At 65.5% G+C, this 23,871-nt stretch carries 25 protein-coding genes; 20 read left to right on the top strand and 5 right to left on the bottom strand.

What is annotated here, in order from left to right; genetic code table 11:
• Positions 1 to 11 precede the first annotated feature (11 nt).
• Both AC5JDC_RS00705 and AC5JDC_RS00700 read right to left on the bottom strand, forming a co-directional pair.
• Complete coding sequence (locus tag AC5JDC_RS00705; protein ID WP_495838182.1) at positions 12 to 1,190, bottom strand: efflux RND transporter periplasmic adaptor subunit; 1,179 nt, start codon at positions 1,188 to 1,190, stop codon at positions 12 to 14.
• Between the two features lie 185 nt (positions 1,191 to 1,375).
• A complete protein-coding gene (locus AC5JDC_RS00700) occupies positions 1,376 to 2,203 on the bottom strand; it encodes a MurR/RpiR family transcriptional regulator (protein ID WP_495838180.1) in 828 nt (275 codons plus the stop codon).
• 151 nt (positions 2,204 to 2,354) lie between these two features.
• Here AC5JDC_RS00700 and AC5JDC_RS00695 point away from each other — a divergent pair, with 151 nt between their 5' ends.
• The 14 genes from AC5JDC_RS00695 (at position 2,355) to AC5JDC_RS00630 (ending at position 16,770) form a co-directional block, all read left to right on the top strand.
• Positions 2,355 to 3,143 carry an N-formylglutamate amidohydrolase gene (locus tag AC5JDC_RS00695; protein ID WP_495838178.1) on the top strand — a complete coding sequence of 263 codons (789 nt, stop codon included), beginning with the start codon at positions 2,355 to 2,357 and terminating at the stop codon, positions 3,141 to 3,143.
• Positions 3,144 to 3,223: 80 nt separating this feature from the next.
• Positions 3,224 to 3,763 carry a TRAP transporter small permease subunit gene (locus AC5JDC_RS00690; protein ID WP_495838176.1) on the top strand — a complete coding sequence of 180 codons (540 nt, stop codon included), beginning with the start codon at positions 3,224 to 3,226 and terminating at the stop codon, positions 3,761 to 3,763.
• Positions 3,760 to 5,085, top strand: coding sequence for a TRAP transporter large permease (locus AC5JDC_RS00685; protein ID WP_106773126.1), 1,326 nt, complete (start codon positions 3,760 to 3,762; stop codon positions 5,083 to 5,085). Before AC5JDC_RS00690 ends, AC5JDC_RS00685 begins: the two co-directional genes overlap by 4 nt.
• Before the next feature lie 35 nt (positions 5,086 to 5,120).
• Positions 5,121 to 6,182: a TRAP transporter substrate-binding protein gene (locus AC5JDC_RS00680; RefSeq protein ID WP_495838174.1), complete on the top strand. Its 1,062-nt coding sequence runs from the start codon at positions 5,121 to 5,123 to the stop codon at positions 6,180 to 6,182.
• Between the two features lie 116 nt (positions 6,183 to 6,298).
• On the top strand, positions 6,299 to 7,669 hold the full coding sequence (locus tag AC5JDC_RS00675; RefSeq protein WP_495838172.1) for a glutamine synthetase family protein: 1,371 nt from the start codon (positions 6,299 to 6,301) through the stop codon (positions 7,667 to 7,669).
• A 50-nt stretch (positions 7,670 to 7,719) separates the two neighbouring features.
• On the top strand, positions 7,720 to 8,229 hold the full coding sequence (locus AC5JDC_RS00670) for a helix-turn-helix domain-containing protein (RefSeq protein WP_495838170.1): 510 nt from the start codon (positions 7,720 to 7,722) through the stop codon (positions 8,227 to 8,229).
• 19 nt (positions 8,230 to 8,248) lie between these two features.
• Entirely contained in the window at positions 8,249 to 8,650 is a 402-nt protein-coding gene (locus AC5JDC_RS00665; protein ID WP_495838168.1) for a type II toxin-antitoxin system VapC family toxin, read from the top strand.
• 19 nt (positions 8,651 to 8,669) lie between these two features.
• A complete protein-coding gene (locus AC5JDC_RS00660) occupies positions 8,670 to 10,055 on the top strand; it encodes an aldehyde dehydrogenase family protein (protein WP_495838166.1) in 1,386 nt (461 codons plus the stop codon).
• Positions 10,056 to 10,143: 88 nt separating this feature from the next.
• Positions 10,144 to 11,316 carry an iron-containing alcohol dehydrogenase gene (locus AC5JDC_RS00655; protein WP_495838164.1) on the top strand — a complete coding sequence of 391 codons (1,173 nt, stop codon included), beginning with the start codon at positions 10,144 to 10,146 and terminating at the stop codon, positions 11,314 to 11,316.
• Between the two features lie 226 nt (positions 11,317 to 11,542).
• Positions 11,543 to 12,649, top strand: coding sequence for an ABC transporter substrate-binding protein (locus tag AC5JDC_RS00650; protein ID WP_495838162.1), 1,107 nt, complete (start codon positions 11,543 to 11,545; stop codon positions 12,647 to 12,649).
• Positions 12,650 to 12,713: 64 nt separating this feature from the next.
• Positions 12,714 to 13,586, top strand: a complete 873-nt coding sequence (locus tag AC5JDC_RS00645) for an ABC transporter permease (RefSeq protein ID WP_106773132.1) — start codon at positions 12,714 to 12,716, stop codon at positions 13,584 to 13,586.
• A complete protein-coding gene (locus AC5JDC_RS00640; protein WP_106773133.1) occupies positions 13,583 to 14,368 on the top strand; it encodes an ABC transporter permease in 786 nt (261 codons plus the stop codon). Before AC5JDC_RS00645 ends, AC5JDC_RS00640 begins: the two co-directional genes overlap by 4 nt.
• Before the next feature lie 16 nt (positions 14,369 to 14,384).
• Positions 14,385 to 15,449, top strand: a complete 1,065-nt coding sequence (locus AC5JDC_RS00635) for an ABC transporter ATP-binding protein (protein ID WP_495838159.1) — start codon at positions 14,385 to 14,387, stop codon at positions 15,447 to 15,449.
• 76 nt (positions 15,450 to 15,525) lie between these two features.
• Positions 15,526 to 16,770: an adenylate/guanylate cyclase domain-containing protein gene (locus AC5JDC_RS00630; protein ID WP_106773135.1), complete on the top strand. Its 1,245-nt coding sequence runs from the start codon at positions 15,526 to 15,528 to the stop codon at positions 16,768 to 16,770.
• Between the two features lie 38 nt (positions 16,771 to 16,808).
• Here the strand turns inward: AC5JDC_RS00630 and AC5JDC_RS00625 are convergent, their stop codons facing one another.
• Positions 16,809 to 17,123, bottom strand: coding sequence for a type II toxin-antitoxin system RelE/ParE family toxin (locus tag AC5JDC_RS00625; protein ID WP_495838157.1), 315 nt, complete (start codon positions 17,121 to 17,123; stop codon positions 16,809 to 16,811).
• Positions 17,120 to 17,401: a type II toxin-antitoxin system ParD family antitoxin gene (locus AC5JDC_RS00620; protein ID WP_495838155.1), complete on the bottom strand. Its 282-nt coding sequence runs from the start codon at positions 17,399 to 17,401 to the stop codon at positions 17,120 to 17,122. Before AC5JDC_RS00620 ends, AC5JDC_RS00625 begins: the two co-directional genes overlap by 4 nt.
• 347 nt (positions 17,402 to 17,748) lie before the next feature.
• Here AC5JDC_RS00620 and AC5JDC_RS00615 point away from each other — a divergent pair, with 347 nt between their 5' ends.
• From AC5JDC_RS00615 to AC5JDC_RS00590, 6 genes are all read left to right on the top strand, one after another.
• Positions 17,749 to 18,495 (top strand): FadR/GntR family transcriptional regulator, encoded by a 747-nt coding sequence (locus AC5JDC_RS00615; protein ID WP_495838153.1) that lies wholly within the window; start codon positions 17,749 to 17,751, stop codon positions 18,493 to 18,495.
• 38 nt (positions 18,496 to 18,533) lie between these two features.
• Positions 18,534 to 19,508 (top strand): sialic acid TRAP transporter substrate-binding protein SiaP, encoded by a 975-nt coding sequence (locus AC5JDC_RS00610; RefSeq protein WP_495838151.1) that lies wholly within the window; start codon positions 18,534 to 18,536, stop codon positions 19,506 to 19,508.
• Between the two features lie 82 nt (positions 19,509 to 19,590).
• Positions 19,591 to 20,166, top strand: coding sequence for a TRAP transporter small permease (locus AC5JDC_RS00605; protein WP_106773140.1), 576 nt, complete (start codon positions 19,591 to 19,593; stop codon positions 20,164 to 20,166).
• 4 nt (positions 20,167 to 20,170) lie between these two features.
• On the top strand, positions 20,171 to 21,577 hold the full coding sequence (locus AC5JDC_RS00600; protein WP_106773141.1) for a TRAP transporter large permease: 1,407 nt from the start codon (positions 20,171 to 20,173) through the stop codon (positions 21,575 to 21,577).
• A complete protein-coding gene (locus AC5JDC_RS00595) occupies positions 21,574 to 22,626 on the top strand; it encodes an L-idonate 5-dehydrogenase (RefSeq protein WP_495838148.1) in 1,053 nt (350 codons plus the stop codon). The genes AC5JDC_RS00600 and AC5JDC_RS00595 overlap by 4 nt, the downstream gene beginning before the upstream one ends.
• 59 nt (positions 22,627 to 22,685) lie before the next feature.
• Entirely contained in the window at positions 22,686 to 23,537 is an 852-nt protein-coding gene (locus tag AC5JDC_RS00590; protein ID WP_495838215.1) for a DMT family transporter, read from the top strand.
• Positions 23,538 to 23,567: 30 nt separating this feature from the next.
• Here the strand turns inward: AC5JDC_RS00590 and AC5JDC_RS00585 are convergent, their stop codons facing one another.
• Positions 23,568 to 23,825, bottom strand: a complete 258-nt coding sequence (locus AC5JDC_RS00585) for a type II toxin-antitoxin system Phd/YefM family antitoxin (RefSeq protein WP_495838146.1) — start codon at positions 23,823 to 23,825, stop codon at positions 23,568 to 23,570.
• Positions 23,826 to 23,871: the final 46 nt, after the last annotated feature.

Below are 23,871 nucleotides of genomic sequence, written 5' to 3'. Positions count from 1 at the left end.
GGCCGCCGCTCCTACGACCCGCTGCGCCGCGTCGCCGGCGCGGCGGGGCCGCCGTCTCCGGCCGACTCGGCGCCGGCGATCAGCAGCTCGGCGCCCTCGCGGACGAGGTGGATGCCTTCGGTCACGACCTGGTCGCCGACGGCGAGACTGCCGGCGACCAGCACGTTCTCGGTGTTGCGCTGGACGATGCGCACGGGCACGCGCGTGCCGAGGCCGGCGCGCACCGTCCACACGAAGGCGCCGTCGGAACCCCATTGGATCGCCAGGGGGTTGACGGACGGGTAGCTGTCGCCGGGAAAGCGCATGGATACCTGGAACGACATGCCGGCGCGCAGCGTGTCGTCCTCGTTGGCGATGCGGGCGCGCACCAGCAAGGTGCGGCTCTGCTCGTCCAGCCGGTTGTCGACGGCGCTGACGACGCCCTCGAGCAGGTCGCTCGGGCGGGCGATCGAGGTCGCGGTGAGCGGCTCGCCGACTGCGATGAGGCCGGCATAGCGCTCCGGCACCCAGAAATCGACGATGATCGACGAGCGGTCGTCGACCATGGCGATCTGCGTCTCGGCGGTGACGTAGTTGCCGACCTCGACCGGCAGGATGCCGACGATGCCGGCGATCGGCGCGACGATGGCGCGCCTGTCGAGCGCGAGCTCGGCGTCGCGCAGGGCAAGGCGCGCGTTGTCCACGGCGAGCTGCGCCTCGGTGACCTGGACGGTGGAGGCGGCGTTGGACGAGCGCAGCGCGGTGACGCGCGTAACCCGTGCCTGCGCGTCCTCGAGGGCGATCCTGGCGCGGTCGACGGCGATCTCCTCGCCATCCGAGTCGAGCCGTGCCAGTACGTCGCCGCGCGCCACCCGGGCGCCGGGCTCGACCAGGAGCTCGGTCAGCCGGCCCGAGGAATAGGGTTTTATGGAAACGGAGGCGTTGGCGCGGCCGGTGCCGATCGCCGACAGCTTGTCGTTGATGGTCGCGGCCGTCACCGGCGCGGTGACGACGGTGGCCGGCCGGCGCGCGGCCTGGCCGGCCGCCTGACCGCCTGCCTCGTCCGATCCGGACGTGGCGGCGCGGGCCCAGTCGGCCTCGATGCCCCAGCCGGCAAGGATATCCGGCGCGCCCGGATAGTAGCGGACCCAGGCGAAGGCCGCCGCGGCGAGCAGCACGATCGCGATCACCAGTTGTTTCCAGGCCGCCATCGGCGCTCCGCAGGTTAGATGCTACCCGGTCGGCAGAACGGCAGACATTGTGCCGGCGTGCAGACAGCACCGCACGCATCATAGCCGATTTTGTCAGCGACGCTTATGTCGTTTTCCGGGCGCCTTGGCACCTAAATTATCCGTAAGGTAAGCGCCGACGCCTGGGGTCGGCGCGCCTTGCCCGATCAGCGCAGGCTTTCCATGTCGCGGATGCGGCGGCCCGCTTCCGGCTCCAGCGCCTGGGTGAGGCCGCCGATCAGCGTCTCGGCCACCACCATCAGCGCCGCCGAGGAATCCCAGGGCGACGGCATGCCGGTGCGGCCGGCGACCACGTGGCGGGCGAAGCGGGCGATCGGCGACAGCCACTGGTCGGTGAACAGCACGATCTGCACGCCGCGCCGGTTCGCCGTCTCGGCGAAACGCAGCAGACTGTCCTGGTAGCGGCGGATGTCGAAGACCAGCAGCACGTCGCGCCTGCCCATGTCGATGAGACGGTCGCGCCAGTTGCTTTCCTGGCCGGCGAGATGGAAGACGCCGGGCCGGACGATCGCCAGATGCGCCGCCATGTAGCGGGCGAGCGGGTCGGTGAAGCGCCCGCCGATCAGATAGATGCTCGACCGCCTGCCGGCGAGCAGCGCCACGATGTCGTCGAGCTGGCGGGCCGAGACGTGGCGGAAGGTCTCGCGGATGTTGTCGAGCGTCGCCTCCACGGCCGGCGAGGCGCCGCCGGCGTCGGTCCGCCTTGGTGCCGCGGCGCGCGATGCCGGCGACTGCAGCTGCTCGGCGAGCTCGTCCTGGAGGGCGGCCTGGAACTCCGGATAATTCTGGAAGCCGAGGCGCGAAACGAAGCGCAGGATCGTCGGCGAGCTGACGCCCGCGGCTACCGAGAAGTCGGCGACGGTCTTCAGGCCGATCAGCGGGTAGTTGGCGACCAGCGTCTGCGCGGCACGGCGCTCGCCCGCCGGCATGCCGTCCATCCGCTCGGCGATCCGCTCGGCGACGCTGGCTTCCAACTGCTTACCTCCCAAGGCTCGCCTCGACTTTCCCGCACGATGCCAAAAGCCGTTTGACAAACTCCGGCGAAGTGTATGAAATCATCCGCGATGGCGCAATGACAAGCTGGAACGTATCATTCGTTACAGCGCCGCGGGGAACGGGGAAGCAATGCACGATCGTCCGGCGGCCGTCGCGGGCCGCTTCGAACCCGTAAGTATCAGCAACGAAAGCGGTGCCAGCCGCTTCGTGCTGCTTTGCGATCACGCCTCGAATTTCCTGCCGCCGGAATTGGCGTCGCTCGGGCTTCCGGCCGCCGCGCTCGACTCCCATATCGCCTGGGATCCCGGAGCCCTGCCCGTTGCACGCCTGCTTTCGCGGAAACTGGACGCGGCGCTGGTCGAATCGCGGGTGTCGCGGCTCGCCATCGACTGCAATCGTGCGCTGGACGCACCCGACCTGGTCCCGACGATCAGCGAGACCACAGCCATTCCGGGAAACGAAAATCTTTCCCCTGCACAGCGGGAGGCGCGCATCGCGTTATCCTGGCAACCATTTCACCAGGCGGTGGGCGGCCTCGTCGATGAACGGCTCAAGGCCGGCCGGGAGACCTGGCTGGTTTCGCTGCATTCGTTCACGCCGGTCTACAAGGGGGTAGGCCGACCCTGGCAGATCGGCATATTGCACGACGACGACGTCCGGCTCTCCGCAGCGATGGCCGATGCTCTTCAACGGCGAGGCGACATCGTGGTCGGCGACAACCAGCCCTACTCACCGGCGGACCGCGTCTACTTCACGCTGGAGCGCCATGCGCGGTCGCGCGGGCTGCCGTGCGCCATGATCGAAATCCGCAACGACGAGATCCGGGACGAAGCCGGACAAAGGAAGTGGGGGGATCTGCTCGCGGGCATTCTTGCGCAGGTAGAGCCGACGATCGATGCCTTGCAGGTTGCCGGATGACCGGATGGAATGTCACCATCGGCCTCCGTCCGGCCTGTACGGCCGAGATGTCCGGCCTCAAGTTCCCCGGAGGCAGATGAATGCCGAATGCGGTAAAAACCTATGTCCGCGTCATCGACGCGCTGAGCCGGTACTCCGGCCTTTTTGCCATGTATCTCGTTTTCCTGATGATCGGCATCCTGTCCTACGCCTCGATCATGAAGGTGTTCTTCCTGCCATCCATCTGGACCGTCGAGATGGCGCAGTTCGTCATGGTCGCGTATTTCACGCTCGGCGGCGCCTATACGCTGAAGGAAGGCGAGCATGTGCGCATGGACCTGCTCTACAGCGGCTTCACCATGCGCGGGAAAGCGAAGATCGATCTGGTCACCTCCTTCGTGCTGATCGGCTTTCTGGTCATGCTGCTGATCGGGGGAATCTCCTCGCTGATCTACGCCGTACAGTATGGCGAGAAGAGCTTCTCGGCCTGGGCGCCTCTGATGTGGCCGATCAAGGTCGTGCTTAACATGGGGATCTTCCTGACGCTGCTGCAGGCGATCGCGATCTTCTTCAAGGACTGGGCGTTTCTCCGGGGCGAGTCGCTTGGAACCGAGTCGCTGAGAGAGGGGCCCCGGGTATGAGCTACGGCCTGATCGCGACCCTCCTTTTCTCGTCGATGATGCTCCTGCTGCTCACGGGGCAGCGCATCTTCGCGGTCATCGGTTTCGTAGGCGCGGCGGCGGCGGCGCTGCTGTGGGGCACCGGCGGCATCGAGATACCCTTCACGGCCATCATCAAGGTGATGAAGTGGTATCCGCTGCTGACGCTGCCGCTGTTCGTCTTCATGGGCTACATGCTGGCGGAATCGAAGATCGCCGACGACCTCTACAAGATGTTCCACGTCTGGATGGGCGGCCTGCACGGCGGTCTCGCGGTCGGGACGATCTTCATGATGGTCATCATCTCGGCCATCAACGGCCTGTCGGTGGCGGGCATGGCGGTCGGCTGCACGATCGCGCTGCCGGCGCTGCTCAGCCGCGGCTACGACAAGGTGATGGTGACCGGCGTGATCCAGGCCGGGTCGACGCTCGGCATCCTGATTCCGCCCAGCGTGGTGCTCGTGCTCTACGGCATGATCGCGCGCCAGCCGGTGGGCAACCTCTGGATGGCGGGGGTGTTCCCCGGCCTGCTCATGGCGTCGCTGTTCATCCTCTACGTGGTGGTCCGTTGCTGGTTGCAGCCGAACCTCGGACCGCCGCTGACGAAGGCGGAGCGGGACGAGTACACATTCGCCCAGAAACTCGCCCTGGCACGCGCGGGCGTGGTGCCGCTGGTGATCTTCATCACCATGACCGGGCTCTTCCTGACCGGCGTCACCAGCCTGGTGGAGAGTTCGGCGGTCGGCGCCGTGTCCTCGATCCTCGCGGCATGGTGGCGGGGCGGGCTCAACTGGAAGATCATGCACGATACGGTCAAGAAGACGCTCGGCATCTCCTGCATGTTCTTCTGGATCATCACGGCGGCGTTGTGCTTCGGCGCGGTTTTCGACGGGCTCGGGGCAGTGAAGTCGATCGAAGGACTTTTCCTCGGCGAACTGGGGCTGGAACCCTGGCAGGTGCTGGTGCTGATGCAGCTTACCTTCCTCGGGCTCGGCATGTTCCTCGACGACACGGCGATGCTGGTGATCGTCGCGCCGCTGTTCATCCCGCTGGCGGGCGCGCTCGGTTTCGACCTCGTATGGTACGGCGTTCTCTACACGATCACCTGCCAGATCGCCTATCTGACGCCGCCCTTCGGCTACAATCTGTTTCTGATGCGCGCCATGGCTCCGCCGGAGGTCACGCTTCCCGACATCTATCGGTCCGTGCTTCCGTTCGTCGGAATCATGCTGCTGACATTGCTGATCATCGGTATGTTCCCCGGGATCGCGACGTGGCTGCCGAACTACGTCTACTCGAAGTGACCTGCATGAAGTCCAAACCAGAGGGAAAAGAAGCGATGACGACGATCCACAGCAGACGCAATTTCCTGAAAAAGGCCGGCCTGGTGACCGCCGGAGCGGCAGGCGCGACGACGCTCGCCGCCCCCGCCGTGATCGCCCAGACACCGATCAAGTGGCGGCTCCAGACCTATGCCGGCGCGGCACTCGGCCCTCATGTCACCAAGCCGGCGGTCGACATGTTTAACAAGGCCGCCAAGGGCGAGATGGAAATCGAACTCTACTACGCCGACCAGATCGTCCCGACCGGCGAACTGTTCCGCGCCATGCAGGCCGGCACCATCAACGCAGTGCATTCGGACGACGATTCGATGGCGGCGCCGGTCGAGATCTCGCTGTTCGGCGGCTACTTTCCCTTCGCCACGAAGCACATTCTCGACGTGCCGGTGCTGTTCAGCCAGTATGGCCTGGCCGACATCTGGCGCGACGCCTACGCCAAGGCGGGCGGCGTGGTCTGGCTCTCGGCCGCGGGTCAGGACCCCTGCCACTTCAACACCAAGAAGGCGCTGAATTCGCTCGCCGACCTGCAGGGCCTGCGCCTCTACACGTTCCCGACGGCCGGCCGCTTCCTGGCGCAGTTCGGCGTGGTGCCGGTGTCGATCCCCTACGAGGACGTCCAGGTTGCCGTGCAGACCGGCGAGCTCGACGGCATGAGCTGGTCGGGCATCACCGAGGACTACACGGTCGGCTGGGCCGACGTGACCGACCACTTCACCACCAACAACATCTCTGGCGCCTGGATCGGCTCGTGGTTCGTCAACGAGAAGAGCTGGGCCGATATTCCGGACCACCTGAAGCAGCTATGGATGGCATGCGTCGACGCCGGACACACCTACCGCAACCAGTGGTACTGGGGCGGCGAGGCGAAACTGCGCGCCACCGGCGAAAAGCTGAAGCTGACCACCATCCCCGCCGCCGAATGGGCCGAGGTGGAGAATGCCGCCTTCAAGTTTTGGGACGAGGTCGCCGCCGAGGGCGAGCTGAAGGCGAAGGTGGTCGGCATCTTCAAGCAGTACAACGAGATCCTGAAGAAGGCCGGCGGCGTCTACACGCAGGGCTGACCCTTCAGGGGTGCACATGGGGCCCGGCCTATCCTGGGCCGGGCCTGGTGCGATCATCGGCATCGATGCATGACGGCGACGTGAAGCATGGCGCGATCGCGCCGGACGAGGGAAATATGGCTGGAAACCTGACTTTCGACGAATTGAAGCAAGCGGTCGCCGCGGGCGAGATCGACACGGTGCTCGCCGCCGCCGTCGACATGCAGGGCCGGCTGGTCGGCAAGCGGTTCCTGGCGAAGTATTTCGTCGAATCCGCCTATGACGAGACGCATGGCTGCAACTACCTGCTCGCCAACGACATCGATATGGAGCCGGTGCCCGGCTACAAGGCGGCGAGCTGGTCGAAGGGCTATGGCGACTTCATCATGAAGCCCGACCTTTCCACGCTGCGGAAGATACCGTGGCTGGAGAAGACGGCGCTGGTGCTGAACGACCTCAAGGACCACCATACGCATGAGGATCTGGCGCACTCGCCGCGCGCCATCCTGCGCAAGCAGGTCAAGCGGCTGCAGGAGCGCGGCTGGCTCGCCTATTTCGCCTCGGAACTCGAATTCTACCTGTTCTCCGAAAGCTACGATTCGGCGCGGGCGAAACACTGGCAGAACCTCGAGACCGCCTCGCCCTATATCGGCGACTATCTGATCGGCATCACCACCAAGGAAGAAGGCGTGATGCGCCGCCTGCGCAACGAGATGGAGGCGGCGGGCATCCCGATCGAGAACTCCAAGGGTGAGTGGGGGCCCGGCCAAGAGGAGATCAACGTCCGCTACGCCGAAGTGCTGGAGATGGCGGACCGCCACGTCATCCTGAAGAACGGCGCCAAGGAGATCGCGACCAGCGAGGGCAAGGCGATCTCCTTCATGGCCAAGTACAATTACGGGCTGGCCGGCAATTCCAGCCACATCCACAATTCGCTGTGGAGCGCCGACGGCAAGACGCCGCTGTTCTTCGACCGGGAAGGGCCCTACGGGCTGACCGAGCTCGGCGGCCAATGGTCGGCCGGGCAGCTCAAATACGCCAAGGAGTTCACCTGGTTCCTGGCGCCCTACATCAACTCCTACAAGCGCTTCCAGTCCGGCACCTTCGCGCCGACCAAGATCATGTGGAGCGAGGACAACCGCACCGCCGGCTTCCGCCTGTGCGGAGAGGGCACCAAGGGCGTGCGCATGGAGTGCCGCATCGGCGGCGCCGACCTCAATCCCTACCTCGCCTTCGCGGCGCTGATCGCCGCGGGTCTGGCCGGCATCGACGAGAAGCTTGAGCTAGAGGCGCCGTTCGTCGGCGACGCCTACCAGGCCGCGCAGCTGCCCGAGATTCCGAAGACCCTGCGCGAGGCGACCGAGACGCTCGCCGGCTCGGCCATGCTGAAGACGGCGCTCGGCGAGGAGGTGGTGGAGCACTACGTGCACACCGCCCGCTGGGAGCAGCTCGAATACGACCGGCGGATCACGGACTGGGAGCTGCACAGGGGGTTTGAGCGGTATTGAGAATTTTGCAACGTTGAGATATGTTGTGATTTCCGGAATAGGAGATCGCTATGGGTCAGAACCGGGGTAAGCAGTGGTTTATAGATCGGATGGATGCATTAGGCTTCAGTCAAAGTGAGATGGCCAAGCGGTTGGGCGTCGACAAAGGCGGATTGTCTCGTGCGCTGGGTGGCGAGCGTCAGTTCAAACTCTCGGAAATTGACAAAATCGCAACAATCTTGGGTGCGACGCTTGAGGAGGTGACCTTTCACGCGAAGAGCATTCCCGCAAAAAAAGTCGGCCCACCCAAAAAGGATCGCAAGGGAGGAGGCGCGTCAATGGACCCCATTGCAACATCGGGTCAGTCGGGAGCTGCATTACCGGAGGGGATTGGTTTCATGGAAGAACAGACCGAGTTCCATGGAGCAGTCAATCTCGGACGATCTGCGCACCCTCATCCTTTGTTCGGCTGCTTGAAGGGGGTGATCACCTTGCTCCCGGACGTCGATCTTACGGAGCCGGCTGATCCGGATTTGGCCGACTATCTCGACCGGAAATACGGCCCAGAGGTCAGAGACTGACCACATGCCTGGAAACATATTGCTCGACACCTGTGCGGCCATCTGGATCACCGAAGGAGCGAAGCTCAGTGCGGAAGCCCAGATGGCGCTCGACGAGAGCGCCGGGATGCGGACACCCGTAATGATTTCGCCAACAAGCGCCTGGGAGATGGGAATGCTAGTCGCAAGACGCAGGGTGTTGTCGGCAATGTCGGCAAAATCGTGGTTCGACAGCCTGATCATTCCTCCATTTTCGGAGCTGGCAGCGCTCACGTCCGAAATTCTGATCAATTCGTCATTTCTTCCTGGTGCGCCGCCCAGGGATCCCTTTGACAGGCTTTTCATCGCGACGGCACGCGAGCACGGCTACCGTGTCATGACGCGCGACAGCAAAATCCTCGACTATGCCGAACAGGGGCACGTGCAGGCGATACCCTGCTAGAATGAAGACTGGAAAATCCATGACCGAAACCATCAAACTCAAATCCCCCATCGACGGCTCGATCTATGCGGAGCGGCCGGTCGCGAGTGACCAGGCGGTGAACGCGGCGGTCGAGCGGGCGAAGGCGGCGCAGGTCGGCTGGGCACAGATCTCGGTCGCCGAGCGCAGCAACTACATGCTGAAGATGCTGGAGGCGCTTGTCGCCATGAGCGACGAGATCGTGCCCGAGCTCGCCTGGCAGATGGGCCGGCCGACCCGCTACGGCGGCGAGTTCGGCGGCGTCAGGGAACGCGTCGCCTACATGGTCGAGATCGCCGAGAAGGCGCTGGCGCCGGTGATGGCGTCCAATCCCAAGGACGGGTTCCGCCGCTATGTGAAAAAAGACCCGCTCGGTGTCGTCATGGTGATCGCGCCGTGGAACTATCCGTATCTGACGGCGGTCAATACCATCGTGCCGGCGCTGATCGCCGGCTCGACGGTGATCCTGAAGCATGCGGCGCAGACGCTGCTGGTCGGCGAGCGTTTTGCAAAAGCGTTCGAGGCGGCGGGGCTGCCCAAACACGTCTTCCAGAACCTCGTGCTGAACCACGGGCAGACGGAAAGGCTGCTCGCAAGCGGAAAGATCGACCACGTCAACTTCACCGGCTCGGTGGCCGGCGGGCGGGCGATCGAAAAGGCGGCGGCCGGCACCTTCATGACGCTCGGGCTGGAGCTCGGCGGCAAGGATCCGGCCTATGTGCTGCCCGACGCAAAACTCGACCATGCGGTGGCGAACCTCGTCGACGGCGCCTTCTACAATTCCGGCCAGTGCTGCTGCGGCATCGAGCGCGTCTACGTGCACGAGAAGGTCTATGACGAGTTCGTCGAAGGCTATATCGCCGAGACGAAGAACTATGTCGTCGGCAACCCGCTCGACGCCGGCACGACGCTCGGGCCGATGGCGCAGGCGCGCTTCGCCGACTTCATCCGCGAGCAGAAGGCGGAGGCGCTGCGCAAGGGCGCGACCGCGCATATCAACATGAAGGTCGACAAGGACGTGGTCGGCTCGCCCTATCTGGCGCCGGAGGTGCTGACCGATGTCGACCACCAGATGTCGGTCATGCGGGAGGAAAGTTTTGGGCCGATCGTCGGCATCATGAAGGTGCGCAACGACGAGGAGGCGATCGCGCTGATGAACGATTCTCCCTACGGCCTCACCGCCTCGATCTGGACCGGCGACACCGACCATGCAGCGGCCATCGGCGACCGCGTCGAGACCGGCACGGTGTTCATGAACCGCTGCGACTATCTCGACCCGGCGCTGGTGTGGACCGGCGTCAAGGACACCGGCAAGGGCGCGACGCTGTCGGCCATCGGGTACGACAACCTGACCAGGCCGAAGAGTTTTCACCTGCGGGAGGTGTGACTGTCGGTCGTGGTTCGTCGGTCGTCGGTCGTGACGCTCGTGAACCATTCGACCGACCACCCACGACCGACGAACAACGAAGGAACCCATGACCAACCTCGTCTCCAAATGGAACTACCCGACTACCGTCCGCTTCGGCGCCGGGCGCATCAGGGAACTGCCGGAGGTGCTGTCGGCCGCCGGCATCGAGAAGCCGCTGTTCGTCACCGATCCCGGCCTGGCGAAGCTGCCGGTGGTGGCTTCGACCTTGAAGCTGCTCGACGACGCGAAGGTGCCGTACGGCACCTTTTCCGACATAAAGCCCAACCCGGTGGAGGCGAACCTCAAGGCCGGCATCGCGGTGTTCAAGGCAGGCGCGCATGACGGCGTGATCGCCTTCGGCGGCGGCTCGGCGCTCGATCTCGGAAAACTGATCGCCTTCCAGGCCGGGCAGACGCGGCCGGTCTGGGATTTCGAGGACATCGGCGACTGGTGGACGCGCGCCAACTCGGATGCGATCGCCCCGATCGTGGCCGTGCCGACCACCGCCGGCACCGGCTCGGAAGTCGGCCGCGCCGGCGTGCTGACGGACGAGGTGACCCATACCAAGAAGATCATCTTCCATCCCAAGCTTTTGCCGGCGATCGTCATCGCCGACCCGGAGCTGACCACCGGAATGCCACCCTTCATCACGGTCGGCACCGGCATGGACGCGCTGGCGCACTGCCTGGAAGCCTATTGCGCACCGGGCTACCATCCGATGGCCGACGGCATCGCGCTGGAGGGCATGCGGCTGGTGCTGGAAAACCTGCCCAAGGCGTATGCCGACGGGACGGATATCACCGCGCGGGCGCACATGATGGCCGCGGCGGCGATGGGCGCCACCGCCTTCCAGAAGGGGCTGGGCGCCATCCATTCGCTGTCGCATCCGATCGGCGCGCTCTACGACACCCATCACGGCATGACCAACGGCGTGTTCATGCCTTACGTGCTGGCCTTCAACCGGCCGGCGGTGGAGGAGCGTATCGCCCGGCTTGCCGCCTATCTCGGCATTGCCGGCGGCTTCGACGGTTTCGCCAAGGCGATCCTGAACCTGCGTGAGCAGCTGAAGGTGCCGCACACGCTGCCGGAACTGATCAAGGGCCTGGACATGGATGCCGCGCGCAAGGACTTCATCGCGGTGTCGGCTGTGGCCGATCCGTCGACCGGCGGCAATCCGGTGGAGCTGACCAAGGAGGCGGCGCGGGCCATCCTGGACAGCGCGATAGAGGGCCGGCTCTGACGGCGCGTCGCAAGGCGACGCGTCGGCGGCGAGGAAAGAAAAGCGAGGGGAAAGGAAGGGTGATTGGTTAGCCGGAGAAATATTGTGGCGGCGATTGCTACGGCACTGTAAAATAGATAGATTTTTACGGCCTCAGAGGGGCTGACAGCCGGTTTCATTCGACTGTCACACGACAAGAATAACCGCAACAGGGGCGCCGATCGGCGTTAACCCAACGGAGACAACCATGTTCAGATTTACGGGAAAGGTCCTTTCCCTTGCCGCCGCGTCGCTGATGGTCACCACGGCGATCGCCGCCGCCCAGAGCGACGAGCTGATCGCCGCGGCCAAGGCGGAAGGCAAGCTGACCACGATCGCGCTGCCGCACAGCTGGTGCGGATATGGCGATGTGATCGCAGGCTTCAAGGCGAAATATCCGGAGATCGCCATCAACGAACTTAATCCCGACGCCGGCTCCGCCGACGAAGTGGAAGCAATTCGTGCCAACAAGGACAACAAGGGCCCGCAAGCTCCGGACGTCATCGACGTCGGCTTGTCGTTCGGTCCCGCCGCGCAGGCCGAGGGCCTGCTTCAGCCGCACAAGGTCGCCACGTGGGATTCCATTCCTGCCGACGCCAAGGACGCCGACGGCAATTGGTACGGCGATTATTACGGCGTGATGGCGTTCCTGGTGAACAAGGACCTGGTTCCGAATCCGCCGAAGTCCTTCGCCGATCTGCTGAAGCCGGAATATGCCGGCCAGATCGCACTCGCCGGCGATCCGCGGGCGTCGAACCAGGCCATCCTTGGCGTGCTCGCGGCCGGCATGGCGCAGGGCGCTGAGCCGGGCGCCGCGGCCGCACAGGCGGGCCTCGAGTTCTTCAAGAAGCTGAACGACGCCGGCAATTTCGTCCCGGTCATCGGCAAGGCGGGCACGCTCGCCCAGGGAACCACGCCCATCATTATCGCGTGGGACTACAATGCACTTTCGTGGCGGGACTCGCTCAACGGCAATCCGCCGGTCGACGTGATCGTACCGTCGGACTCGGTTCTCGCCGGTGTCTATGTCCAGGCGATCAGCGCCTACGCGCCGCAGCCGAACGCGGCGAAGCTCTGGATGGAATATCTCTACAGCGACGAAGGACAGCTCGGCTGGCTCAAGGGCTACTGCCACCCGATCCGGTTCAACGACCTGGTTTCCAAGGGCGCTGTTCCCAAGGAACTGCTCGACAAGCTGCCGCCGGCGGAAGCCTACGAGAAGGCCGTGTTCCCCAGCCTCGACGCGGTGAATGCCAACTCCGAAGCCGTGAAGGCTGGTTGGGACAAGGTTGTCGGCGCCAACGTGGTGCAGTGATCACTGACATGCGGATGCGGGCCAAGTGAGCCCGCATCCGCCCTCCGGCGGGGCCACGGAACGCATGTCGCAAACCTTATCTCTGTCGCGCCGCCTGCCAACGCAGTGGCTGGGGGTGGTGCCGTTCTTTCTGTTCGCGCTGCTGTTTCTCATCCTGCCGGCGCTTTCGATCGTGCTGGGCGCATTTCGCGGACCGGATGGCGGCTTCACCCTGGCCAACATCGTCGGTCTCAACACGCCCACGATCCGCGCCGCCTACTGGGTGTCCATTTATGTCAGCTTCTGGTCGGCGCTGCTCGGCTGCCTGATCGGTTTCGCCATGGCCGCCGCCACCGTGCTGGGCGGGCTTCCACGCTTCATACGCTCCCCGCTGCTCACCTTCTCCGGCGTCGCCTCCAATTTTGCCGGCCTGCCGCTCGCTTTCGCGTTCATCGCGACCATCGGGCCGGCCGGCCTCATCACCGTGTGGCTGCGGACGGAGTTCGGCGTCAACCTGCGGGCGGCGACCGGCTTCAACCTGTTCAGCACCACCGGGCTCATCGCCACCTACATGTTCTTCCAAGTGCCGCTGATGATCCTGATCATCACGCCGGCGCTCGACGCCCTGCGGCGTGAATGGCGCGAGGCGGCGGAGATCCTTGGCGCGACGGGTGCGCAGTACTGGCGCATGGTGGCATTTCCGATCCTGCTGCCATCTCTGCTCGGAACGTTCGCGCTGCTGTTCGCAAATTCCTTCGGTGCCGTCGCGACCGCCTTTGCGCTGGCGGGGCCGCAGCTCAACATCGCGCCGATCCTGCTGTTCTCGCAGATACGCGGCGACGTGCTCGGCAGCCCGGGGCTCGGATATGCGCTGGCATTCGGCATGATCGTGATCACCGGGCTCGCCAACGCACTGTATCTGTGGCTGCGCGCCCGCACCGAGAGGTGGCAGAAATGAAGCGCGCGATCGCATGGATCGCGTTCCTGCTGGGATCGCTCATCTTCATCCTGCCGCTGGTCGGCATGACCGAATTTTCGCTGTCCATGCGGCGGGGAGAATACTCCTTCGACGCCTATGCGTCGGTGCTTGCGGATCCGCAGTTCCGCCAGACCTTCACCTATTCGGTGGTCATGGCCCTGTTCACGATCGTGTTCGGCGTGCTGCTCGTCGTGCCGACGGCCTACTGGGTCCGGCTCAAGATGCCGGGCCTGCGGCCGGTGGTGGAGTTCATCACCCTGATGCCGCTGGTGATCCCGGCCATCGTCATCGTGTTCGGCTATATCCGGCTCTACAACACATCGAGCTGGCTGCCGCTCACGGGCAGTTCCATGGGGACCGATATCCTCCTCATGTTCGGCTACACGGCACTCGCCCTGCCCTACATGTACCGCGCAGTCGATACCGGCCTGCGGAGCATCGATGTCGCCACGCTGACGGAGGCTGCGCAGTCGCTCGGCGCAGGGTGGCCGACGATCTTCGGCCGCGTGATCCTGCCAAACGTCTTCGTGGCGGTGCTGTCCGGCGCCTTCCTTACCTTCGCGATCGTCATCGGGGAATTCACGCTCGCCGCACTGCTGAACCGGCCCGCTTTCGGTCCCTATCTCCAGCTTGTCGGCGCCAACAAGGCCTACGAGCCCTCGGCGCTGGCGGTGATCTCCTTCGGCATCACCTGGCTCTGCATGGGCCTCATCCAGATCGTTGCACGGCTGGCGCCCAAGCCTCCGACGCAACTGCACTGATTTACGGGGACCGACAATGGCAGATCCCTTTCTCCAGATCGAACACATCCGCAAGAGCTTCGGGCCGACGACCGTCGTCCAGGACTTCAACCTCGATGTCGGACGCGGCGAGTTCGTGTCCTTCCTCGGCCCCTCCGGCTGCGGCAAGACCACGGTGCTTCGGATGGTCGCGGGTTTCGAGGAGCCGAGTTCGGGCCGCATCGTAGTCGCGGGCAAGGACGTGACGCGTCTAAAACCCAACCAGCGCAATGTCGGCATGGTGTTCCAGGCCTATGCGCTGTTCCCCAACCTGACGGTCGCGCAGAACGTCGGGTTTGGCCTCAAGGTTGCCGGCATGCCGAAGGCCGATGCCGACAGACGCGTCGCCGAGATGCTCAACCTGATCAAGCTGCCGGAATTCGGCGACCGCTATCCCTACCAGCTTTCGGGCGGCCAGCAGCAGCGCGTTGCGCTGGCGCGCGCGCTGGCGCCGAAGCCGAAGCTGCTGCTGCTCGACGAGCCGCTGTCGGCGCTCGACGCCAAGGTGCGCGTGTCGCTGCGCGACGAGATCCGGATGATCCAGAAGGAACTGGGCATCACCACCATCTTCGTCACCCACGACCAGGAAGAGGCGCTGTCGATCTCCGACCGCATCGTGGTGATGTATGGCGGCAAGGCCGAGCAGGTCGGCACGCCGTTCGAGATCTACAACCGGCCGGCGACGAAATTCGTGGCCAATTTTGTCGGCACGCTCAACGTCCTGGAAGGGGTGGTCAGCGACGCCGCCGCCGGCAAGGTGCGCATCAGCAGCCAGGAGCTGTCGTTGAAGGGCAAGCTGAACGGCTCGAAGACCGGAGACCAGCTGTCGCTGGCGCTGAGGCCGGAGGCGATCGCGCTGGGGCCGAAACCCGGCCACGACGCCAGCCTGCAAGGGCAGATCGCCGACGTGCATTTCCTCGGCTCGGTCATCCGCGTGCGGGTCGGGCTGGGCAGCGGGATCGTCTCGCTCGACACCTTCAACAACTCGGCCACGCCGCCGCCGACGGTGGGCGACAAGACGGAGATCAGCTTCTCCTCCAACGACCTGCTCGTGCTGCACTGAAGGGCGGCCACGTCGAAGGGTAGGCCCTGCAGTCGTCCCGCTTGCGCGGTACCGCCCGGCTGTGCACTCTGTGGGCATGGACAAGCGCGACGTCGACGCCATAGCGGCCTGGCTCTCCGAAAAGGGTCTGGAGGGCGAGGGCGAGATCGCGCTGCTGCATGGCTTCTGCGAGCGCTGCCAGGCGGCCGGCCTGGCGCTCGGCCGCGCCATCGTCATCATCGACACGCTGCATCCGATCTATGAAGGCCGCGGCTTCCGCTGGCGCGAGGACGACAGCGACGAGCAGCCGCTTCTGGAGTTCACACGCGACATCGGCGGCTCGACCGAAGGCTGGCAGAGCAGCCCCTTCTATCATCTGATCCAGAAGGGCGGCGGGGAGCTGCGCTGCCGGCTGCATGCCGGCGAGACGGCGGGCTTCTCGGCCATCGAGGAACTGGGCGCGGAAGGGCAGACCGACTATTTCGCCAGCGTGCACCTGTTCGCGCCGGACGCCATTCTCGGCGAGATGGACAATCTGGCGAGCCGCTGGACGACGGCCCAGCCGGGTGGCTTCAGCGACGACGAGGTCGCGGCGCTGCGGTACCTCACACCGCTGCTCGGCCTGGCGATCAAGTCGGCGTCGCTGGCGCGCGTGCCGGCGGCGGTGGTCGAGACCTATCTCGGCCGCGACGCCGGCCGCCGCGTGCTGGCGGGACGCATGAGCCGCGGCATCGCCGAGACGCTGCACGCCGTGCTGTGGTTCTCCGACATGCGCGGCTACACCACGCTGTCGGAGACGATCGCCTCCGACCAGCTCATCCCGCTGCTCAACGACTATGCCGAGGCCGTCATCACGGCCGTGCACGGCGCCGGCGGCGACGTGCTGAAGCTGATGGGCGACGGCACGCTGGCGATCTTCACCGACTCCGATCCGGCCAAGGCCTGCGTGGCGGCGATGCGCGCCGAGGCCGACCTGCGCCTGCGGCTCGCTGCGCTCAACCAGCGCCGCAGCGACGCCGGCCAGCCGGTCAGCACCATCTATCTCGGGCTGCATGTCGGCGACGTGTTCTACGGCAATATCGGCAGCCCCGACCGGCTCGACTTCACCGTGGTCGGCCAGGCCGTCAACGAGGCCAGCCGCATCGCCTCCATGTGCCGCTCGGTCGACCGGCACGTGCTGTTCTCGCCGAGCTTTTACGAGCTGCTGCCGGCGGAGGAGCAGGCGAAGCTGGTGTCGGTCGGCCGCTTCGCGCTGCGCGGCGTCGGCCGGGCGCAGGAGCTGTTCACGCTCGATCCGGAGCTGGTGGCGGCGGGGGACGCGACCGAGGTTCGCGGCGGCTGAGTGATTCCGCCATCCGCCGGGGTACAGCAGAAAGGGCGTCAGTTCCTCGCCTCGGCGAACTCATCCTGCCAATTCGCCCCACCGTAGAAGACGCGCAGGATCACCACGCGGTCATCTTCCACAGTGAAGGCCACGGTAACGCGGCGCTCGAAACCGACGGTGCGAAGCCCCGGCCTCAACTCGTCGCGGCGGGTGCCGCGCTCGGATGCGTATTCAAGACGTTCGCAGAATGCTCGGATACGCTGGTCATAGCGATCGGCTACCACTGCGCTGCTGGCGTCAGCTATGGTGTCGTAGATCCAATCGAGGTCGTCGCCGGCCTCGGGCGCATAAATGACGGCCTTGCGGTTCACGCTTTCCTCTGCAAGCGGGCTTCGTGGCGCTTGCGGGCGTGCTCAGCCATTTCATCGATCGAAATGCCCCTGCTCGGGTCGGCCTTCCAGCGGTCATAGGTCGGCACGACCTCCTCGCGCAGCCAACGCTCCACCGCCGCGTCGCGCTCCTGCAGCGCGCGAAGACCGGCGCGGATGACTTCGCTGCTGGTGGCATAAGCTCCGGACTCGACGAGCTTGTCGATGAAGGCGGACTGCTCGGCCGGCAGGCTGAAGGTGCGTTTTTCAGTGGCGGACATGATTTTCTCCAGAACCGGTATGAAATTATCATACTCATGACGGAGCGCAATTCGTTCTTCAACGCGAGCTGCGACCTCGCGCGTATCAGGCGCCGACTTGTCGGCACCTTGGTGGCAACAGATGCGTGACTTCGAGGGGAATCCAAGACCGGTGGCGAGGACCGCCGGCAAGCGTGCTGCCGAACCCGATCCGGGCCGTCTGTAAGGGCAGCGGGTACACGGCCCGGGAGCAGGGCAGCGATCTTTCCGCTTGACGGAAGCCGCTTCGTCATGCAGTAAACTGGCCAAGCGGTCAGACCAATTTACCGGAGAGGAGCCGGGTCTGGCCAGAGGAGGAGCCGGCAGCCATGCCGATCGAAACCATCGTGCCGCGCCGTCTCTACAGGCAAGTCGCCGAGCAGCTGCGCCAGCTGTTCGACGGCGGCGAGTTCGCCGTCGGCGACCGGCTGCCGCCCGAGCGCGAGCTGGCCGAGCGCATGGGCATCTCGCGGCCGACCATCCGCGAAGCGCTGATCGCGCTCGAGGTCGAGGGTCGCGTGCGCATCCGTGTCGGCTCCGGCATCTACGTCACCGAACCGCCGCGCATGCCGCCCAATCCGACCACGGACGAAGGGCCGTTCGAGCTTCTCAGGGCCCGCGAGTTCATCGAGAGCGCCGTCGCCGAGGAGGCCGCACGGCTGGCGAGGCCGGCCGATGTCGAAGCGCTCGACGACATCCTGGCGCGGATGGAAGGCAAGCAGCATCCGAACCACACGACCATCGGCCTCGACCGCGCCTTCCACACCGCGATCGCCGGCATTCTCGGCAACGCCGTGCTGGCGCGCGTCGTCGGCGAACTGTTCGACCAGCGCATGAATCCGTTCTTCGAACGGCTCTCCAGCTATTTCGAGGATCCGAGCACCTGGGACGCGGCGCTGCAGGAGCACCGCCTCGTCCGCGACGCCATCGCGGCCGGCGACGCGGCAGGCGCCAGGGCCGCCATGCAGGAGCATCTGCGCAAATCGCAGGAGCGCTTCTCGATCAGCTTCAGGGAGCCCGCCAAGGCGAGAGCCGTGGCGGAACGCAAGCAGGCGGCACCCGGCCACGCCATTTGACCGGCCGGCAGTTCACGCAACCTTCGGGAGGAAAGAGAATGAAGTTCCATCTGGCAGCAACCCTCGGCGCGGTCGCCGCGCTGGCACTGACGGCGTCGGCGGCGATGGCGCAGGAGACGCTGAAATGGGCGCATGTGTATGAGACGTCCGAGCCGTTCCATACCGAATCGGTGTGGGCGGCCGAGGAGATCGCCAAGCGCACCGACGGCCGCTACAAGATCGACGTCTTCCCGGCCTCGCAGCTCGGCAAGGAGGCCGACATCAACCAGGGCCTGACGCTGGGCACGGTCGACATCATCATTTCCGGCTCGAGCTTCGCGGCGCGCGAATATGCGCCGATCGGCGTCACCTATTTCCCCTTCATCTTCCGCGACGCCGACCACCTGCTGAAATACACCAAGAGCGACACCTACAAGGCTTTGACCGGCGGCTACGAGGAAAAGTCGGGCCACCACATCACCGCCACCACCTACTATGGCACGCGCCACACCACCTCGAACCGCCCGATCGAGAAGTGCGCCGACATGCAGGGCCTGAAGATGCGCGTCCCCGACGTGCCGGCCTATCTCGCCATGCCGCGCGCCTGCGGCGCCAACACCGCGCCGATCGCCTTCGCCGAGGTCTACCTGGCGCTGCAGAACGGCACGGTGGAGGCGCAGGAGAACCCGCTGACCACCATCGAGGCGAAAAAATTCTTCGAGGTGCAGAAGCACATCGTTCTGACCGGCCACATCGTCGACCACCTCAACACCATCGTCTCGCAGACGCGCTGGGCCTCGCTGTCGGACGAGGACAAGCAGATATTCACCGAGGTGACGCAGGAGGCGGCGGCGCGCGCCACCGCCAAGATCGTCGAACGCGAGAAGGAGCTGGTGCAGGTGTTCAAGGACCGCGGCCTCACCGTCACCGAGATCGACCGCGCCGATTTCGAGAAGAACGTCATGGAAAAGGTGACGTTCGAGGAGTTCGGCTACAACAAGGCCGACTGGGAAGCCATCCGCGCCATCCAGTAAGCTCGCATCCGGTTCCGGCCCGGCCCATTGCGGCCGGGCCAGTTCCCTCACCCCTGTCCAGGAAGATCCGCGGAGCCGCGCCATGTCGGGCGAAGTCCACAACACGCAGCTATCGGTCGAGGAGCTCGCGCATGCGTTCGAGGAGGAGGCCGGCCCGGTCGACCTGTCCCCCTACGCGGCGGAGGACTGGCTGAACCTCGCCATCTACTGGTGCATGGCGTTCTGCGTGTTCCTGCAGTTCTTCACGCGTTACGTGCTCAACAACAGCTATGCCTGGACCGAGGAGATCGCGATCAACTGCCTGATCGTCGTGGTGTTCCTCGGCGCGGCGATGTGCACGCGGCTGTCCCGGCACATCCGGGTCGACTTCATCTACCGCCTCCTTCCTTCGAAGCCGGCGCGCTGGCTGGCGCTCGCCGTCGATCTGCTGTCCATCGGTTTCTACGGCTACATGACCTGGCTGATGTGGCGCTACGTCTCCATCGTCGGGCGCGAGCGGATGGTCACGGTCGACCTGCCGCGCGGCATCGTCTTCTACGCCGTGCTCGCGGCCTTCGTGCTCATGCTGGCGCGCGCCGTCCAGGTCTTCGTCGGCGACATCCGGCACAAAAGATCCATCCTCGAGAGAGAGGCCGCTGCCGGCCCGAGCGGAGTCTGACCCCATGTTGCTGCTGATCGGCTCCTTCCTGCTGCTCATGCTCATCGGCGCTCCGGTCGCGGTGTCGATGGCGACCGCTTCGCTGCTCTACCTCGTCTTCTACGGCGTTGCGCCCGACATCATCACCGCGCAGCGCATGATCGCGGGCGTCGAGAGCTTCCCGCTGCTGGCCGTGCCCTTCTTCATCATGGCCGGCAATCTGATGAACATCGCCGGCGTCACCGGCCGCATCTACCACTTCGCGCTGTCGCTGGTGGGCTGGATGAAGGGCGGGCTGGCGCAGGTCAACATCATCGGCTCGGTGGTGTTCTCCGGCATGTCCGGCACGGCGCTGGCCGATGCCGCCGGCATCGGCACCATCGAGATCAAGGCGATGAAGGACCACGGCTATCCGGTCGAGGCCGCCGTCGGCGTGACCGCCGCCTCGGCGACGGTCGGGCCGATCTTCCCGCCGTCGCTGCCTTTCGTCATCTACGGCATGATGGCCAACGTCTCGATCGGCGCCCTGTTCATGGCCGGCATCCTGCCGGGCATCGTCATGACCGTGTTGATGATGATCACGGTCGCGGTCTTCGCCTACCGCAAGGGCTGGGGCTCGGACACGCCGTTCGAGCTGCGCCGGCTGGCCGGCGCGTCCCTCGAAATCGTCGTCGTGCTGTGCTTCCCGCTGGCGGTCTACATCCTCGTGCTGGCGGGTCTGTCGATCAACCTCGCCGTCCTCGTCGGGCTGGCGGCGCTGGTGGCGCTGGACTGGTATTTCGACTTCTCGGCTGTCATGGCGCTGATGACGCCGGTGCTGTTGATCGGCGGCATGACCATGGGCTGGTTCACGCCGACGGAGGCCGCCGTCGCCGCCGTCATCTGGTCGCTGTTCCTCGGCCTGGTGCGCTACCGCACCATGACGCTGAGGACGCTGGCCAAGGCGAGCTTCGACACGATCGAGACGACCGCCTCGGTGCTGTTCATCGTCACCGCCGCATCGATCTTCGCCTGGCTGCTGACGGTGAGCCAGGCGGCGGCGCTGTTCTCCGACTTCATGTTCTCGCTCACCGACAACTGGTGGACGTTCCTGATCCTGGTGAACGTGCTGCTGCTGATCGTCGGCGCCTTCCTCGACACCATCGCCGCGATCTCCATCCTCGTGCCGATCCTCATGCCGATCGCCGCGCGCTACGGCGTCGATCCGGTGCATCTCGGCCTGATCATCACGCTCAACCTGATGATCGGGCTGCTGACGCCGCCGGTCGGCATGATCCTGTTCGTGCTGTCGCGCATATCGAAGCTGTCGGTCGAGCGCACGACGATGGCGATCCTGCCCTGGCTGACGCCGCTGTTCATCGCGCTGATGATCATCACCTTCATTCCGGCCGTCACGCTGTGGCTGCCCACCCAACTCGGACTCATCAGATGACCGCCACCCTCTCCACCGCCGCGACGCTGTTCGCGCCGGAAGACCTCCGCCTCGTCGAGCGCGACCTCGGCCCGCTTGCGCCGGGCATGGTGCGCATCCGGTTCGGGGCGGGCGGCATCTGCGGCTCCGACCTGCACTACTTCCGCCATGCCCGCACCGGCGACTTCGTCGTGACCTCGCCGCTCATCCTCGGCCACGAGGTCGCCGGCGAGATCGTCGAGATCGCCGGCGAGGCGAAGGGACTTGCGGTCGGCGACCACGTCGCCGTCAACCCGTCGCGCTGGTGCGGCACCTGCCGGCACTGCCGCGACGGCCGCCCGAACCTCTGCGACAACATCCATTTCATGGGCTCGGCGTCGAGGACGCCGCACATGCAGGGCGGCTTCGCCAGCCTGTTCGACGCCATCCCGGCGCAATGCGTGAAGGTGCCGAAGGGGCTGCCGCTGGCCTCGGCGGCGCTGGCCGAGCCCTTCGCCGTCGGGCTGCACGCAGTGGCGCGCGCCGGCTCGGTCGAGGGCAGGCACGTCGCCCTGTTCGGCGCCGGGCCAATCGGCCTGCTGTGCATGCTGGCGGCGCGGCTGGCCGGCGCGGAGCAGGTGACGATGATCGACATCGCGGCGGCACCGCTCGCCTTCGCCAGGGCGCTCGGCGCCGACCGCGCCGTCGATGTCGCTGCCAATGGCGCCATGCTTGCCGAGATCGCGGCCGACTCGCCGATCGACGTCGCCCTGGAAACCTCGGGCACCGCGGCCGGGCTGGCTTCGGCCATCCGCACAGTGCGGCGGGGCGGCACGGTGGTGCAGGTGGGCAATCTTCCGGGCGGCGACATGCCGGTACCGGCCAACGCCATCATGGCCAAGGAGCTCGACGTCAGAGGCACCTTCCGCTTCGGCGAGGAGTTCTCGCAGGCGGTCGACCTCATCGTCTCGGGCGCCGTCGATGTCGGGCGGCTGGTTACGGCCCACAGGCCGCTACGTGATGCACCAGACGCTTTCCGGCTGGCGCTCGATCGCAGCCGCAGCGTAAAGGTCGTGCTGACGGCGGACTGACACGGCGGACGGGATTGACCACAGGAAACACCGGCAACGCGGCGCGGCTCGGCATCGCCATGATGCTCGCCGGCGTCCTGCTATTCTCGCTCAACGACGTGCTCGGCAAATGGCTGGTCGCCACCTATTCGGTCGGCCAGGTGCTGCTCATCCGCAGCGCCGCCGCGCTTGCCGTGCTGCTGCCCTTCCTGTGGCAGGCCGGCTGGCGGCCGCTGGTGCGGGTCGAGCGGCCGGGCCTGCAGGCGGCGCGTGTCGTTCTCTCCTCCGCCGAGGTCTACGCCTTCTATTTCGCCGTCGCCTACATGCCGCTCGCCGACGCCATGACCTACTGGCTGGCGGCGCCCATCTATGTCGCGGCGCTGTCGCCCTTCCTGCTCGGCGAAAAGGTCGGCTGGCGGCGCTGGACGGCGATCTTCCTCGGCTTCTGCGGCGTGGTGGTGGCGCTGGAACCGTCGGCCGCGACGCTGACCGCGCCGGCGCTGATCGCCATCCTCGGCAGCTTCTCCTTCGCCTTCATGATGCTGTCGGGCCGGGCTTTGCGCGGCACCCCCGACCTCGCGCTGGTGTTCTGGCAGATGGCCGGGGCCGGCCTGCTCGGCCTGGCGACCGCCTGGTTCGGCTGGGTGACGCCCAGCGGCTTCGACCTGTTCCTTCTCGCCTTCCTCGGCGCGGTGGCGATGGTGGCGCATGTCTGCATCAACCGGGCGCTGAAGCTCGCCGACGCGGCGACCGTGGTGCCGTTCCAGTACACGCTGCTGTTCTGGGCGATCCTGTTCGGCTGGCTGGTGTTCGGCGACGTGCCGCGCTTCAACATGCTTGTCGGCGCGGCGATCATCGTCGCGGCGGGGCTGTTCATCTTCTTCCGCGAGCAGAAGCTGAAAAGGACTGCGGCGGAGGTGATGGAGGTTTAGGCGTTCGTCGAGCTAAATTAGAAAGATGCGTCAGAAGTCGACATCCCGGCCGGGCGACTTGTTGCGCCGGTTGACGTCCTCAACGAACTCATCGTCCCAAATCGGTCCATCAGCCAGCAGAAACTCTGCCAACGACGGCTTGCCGGAGGTGAGCTTTTCATATTCTTCCGCCGACAGAACCACCGCGATTGGCTTGCCGCGTAGCGTGACGGTCTGCGGCCCTTCCGTTTGCGCCTTCTGGACCACTTTGGAGAAATTGTTCTTCGCGTCCCGCAGATGCCAGTTCATCGGGAGATACCTAGTCTAGCTGGCTAGGTAGATAGCATTTCCTTCT

Source organism: Kumtagia sp., from assembly GCF_059502445.1.
The sequence above is the reverse complement of the archived record's forward strand: the minus strand, read 5'-3'. Positions and strand labels throughout refer to the sequence as shown.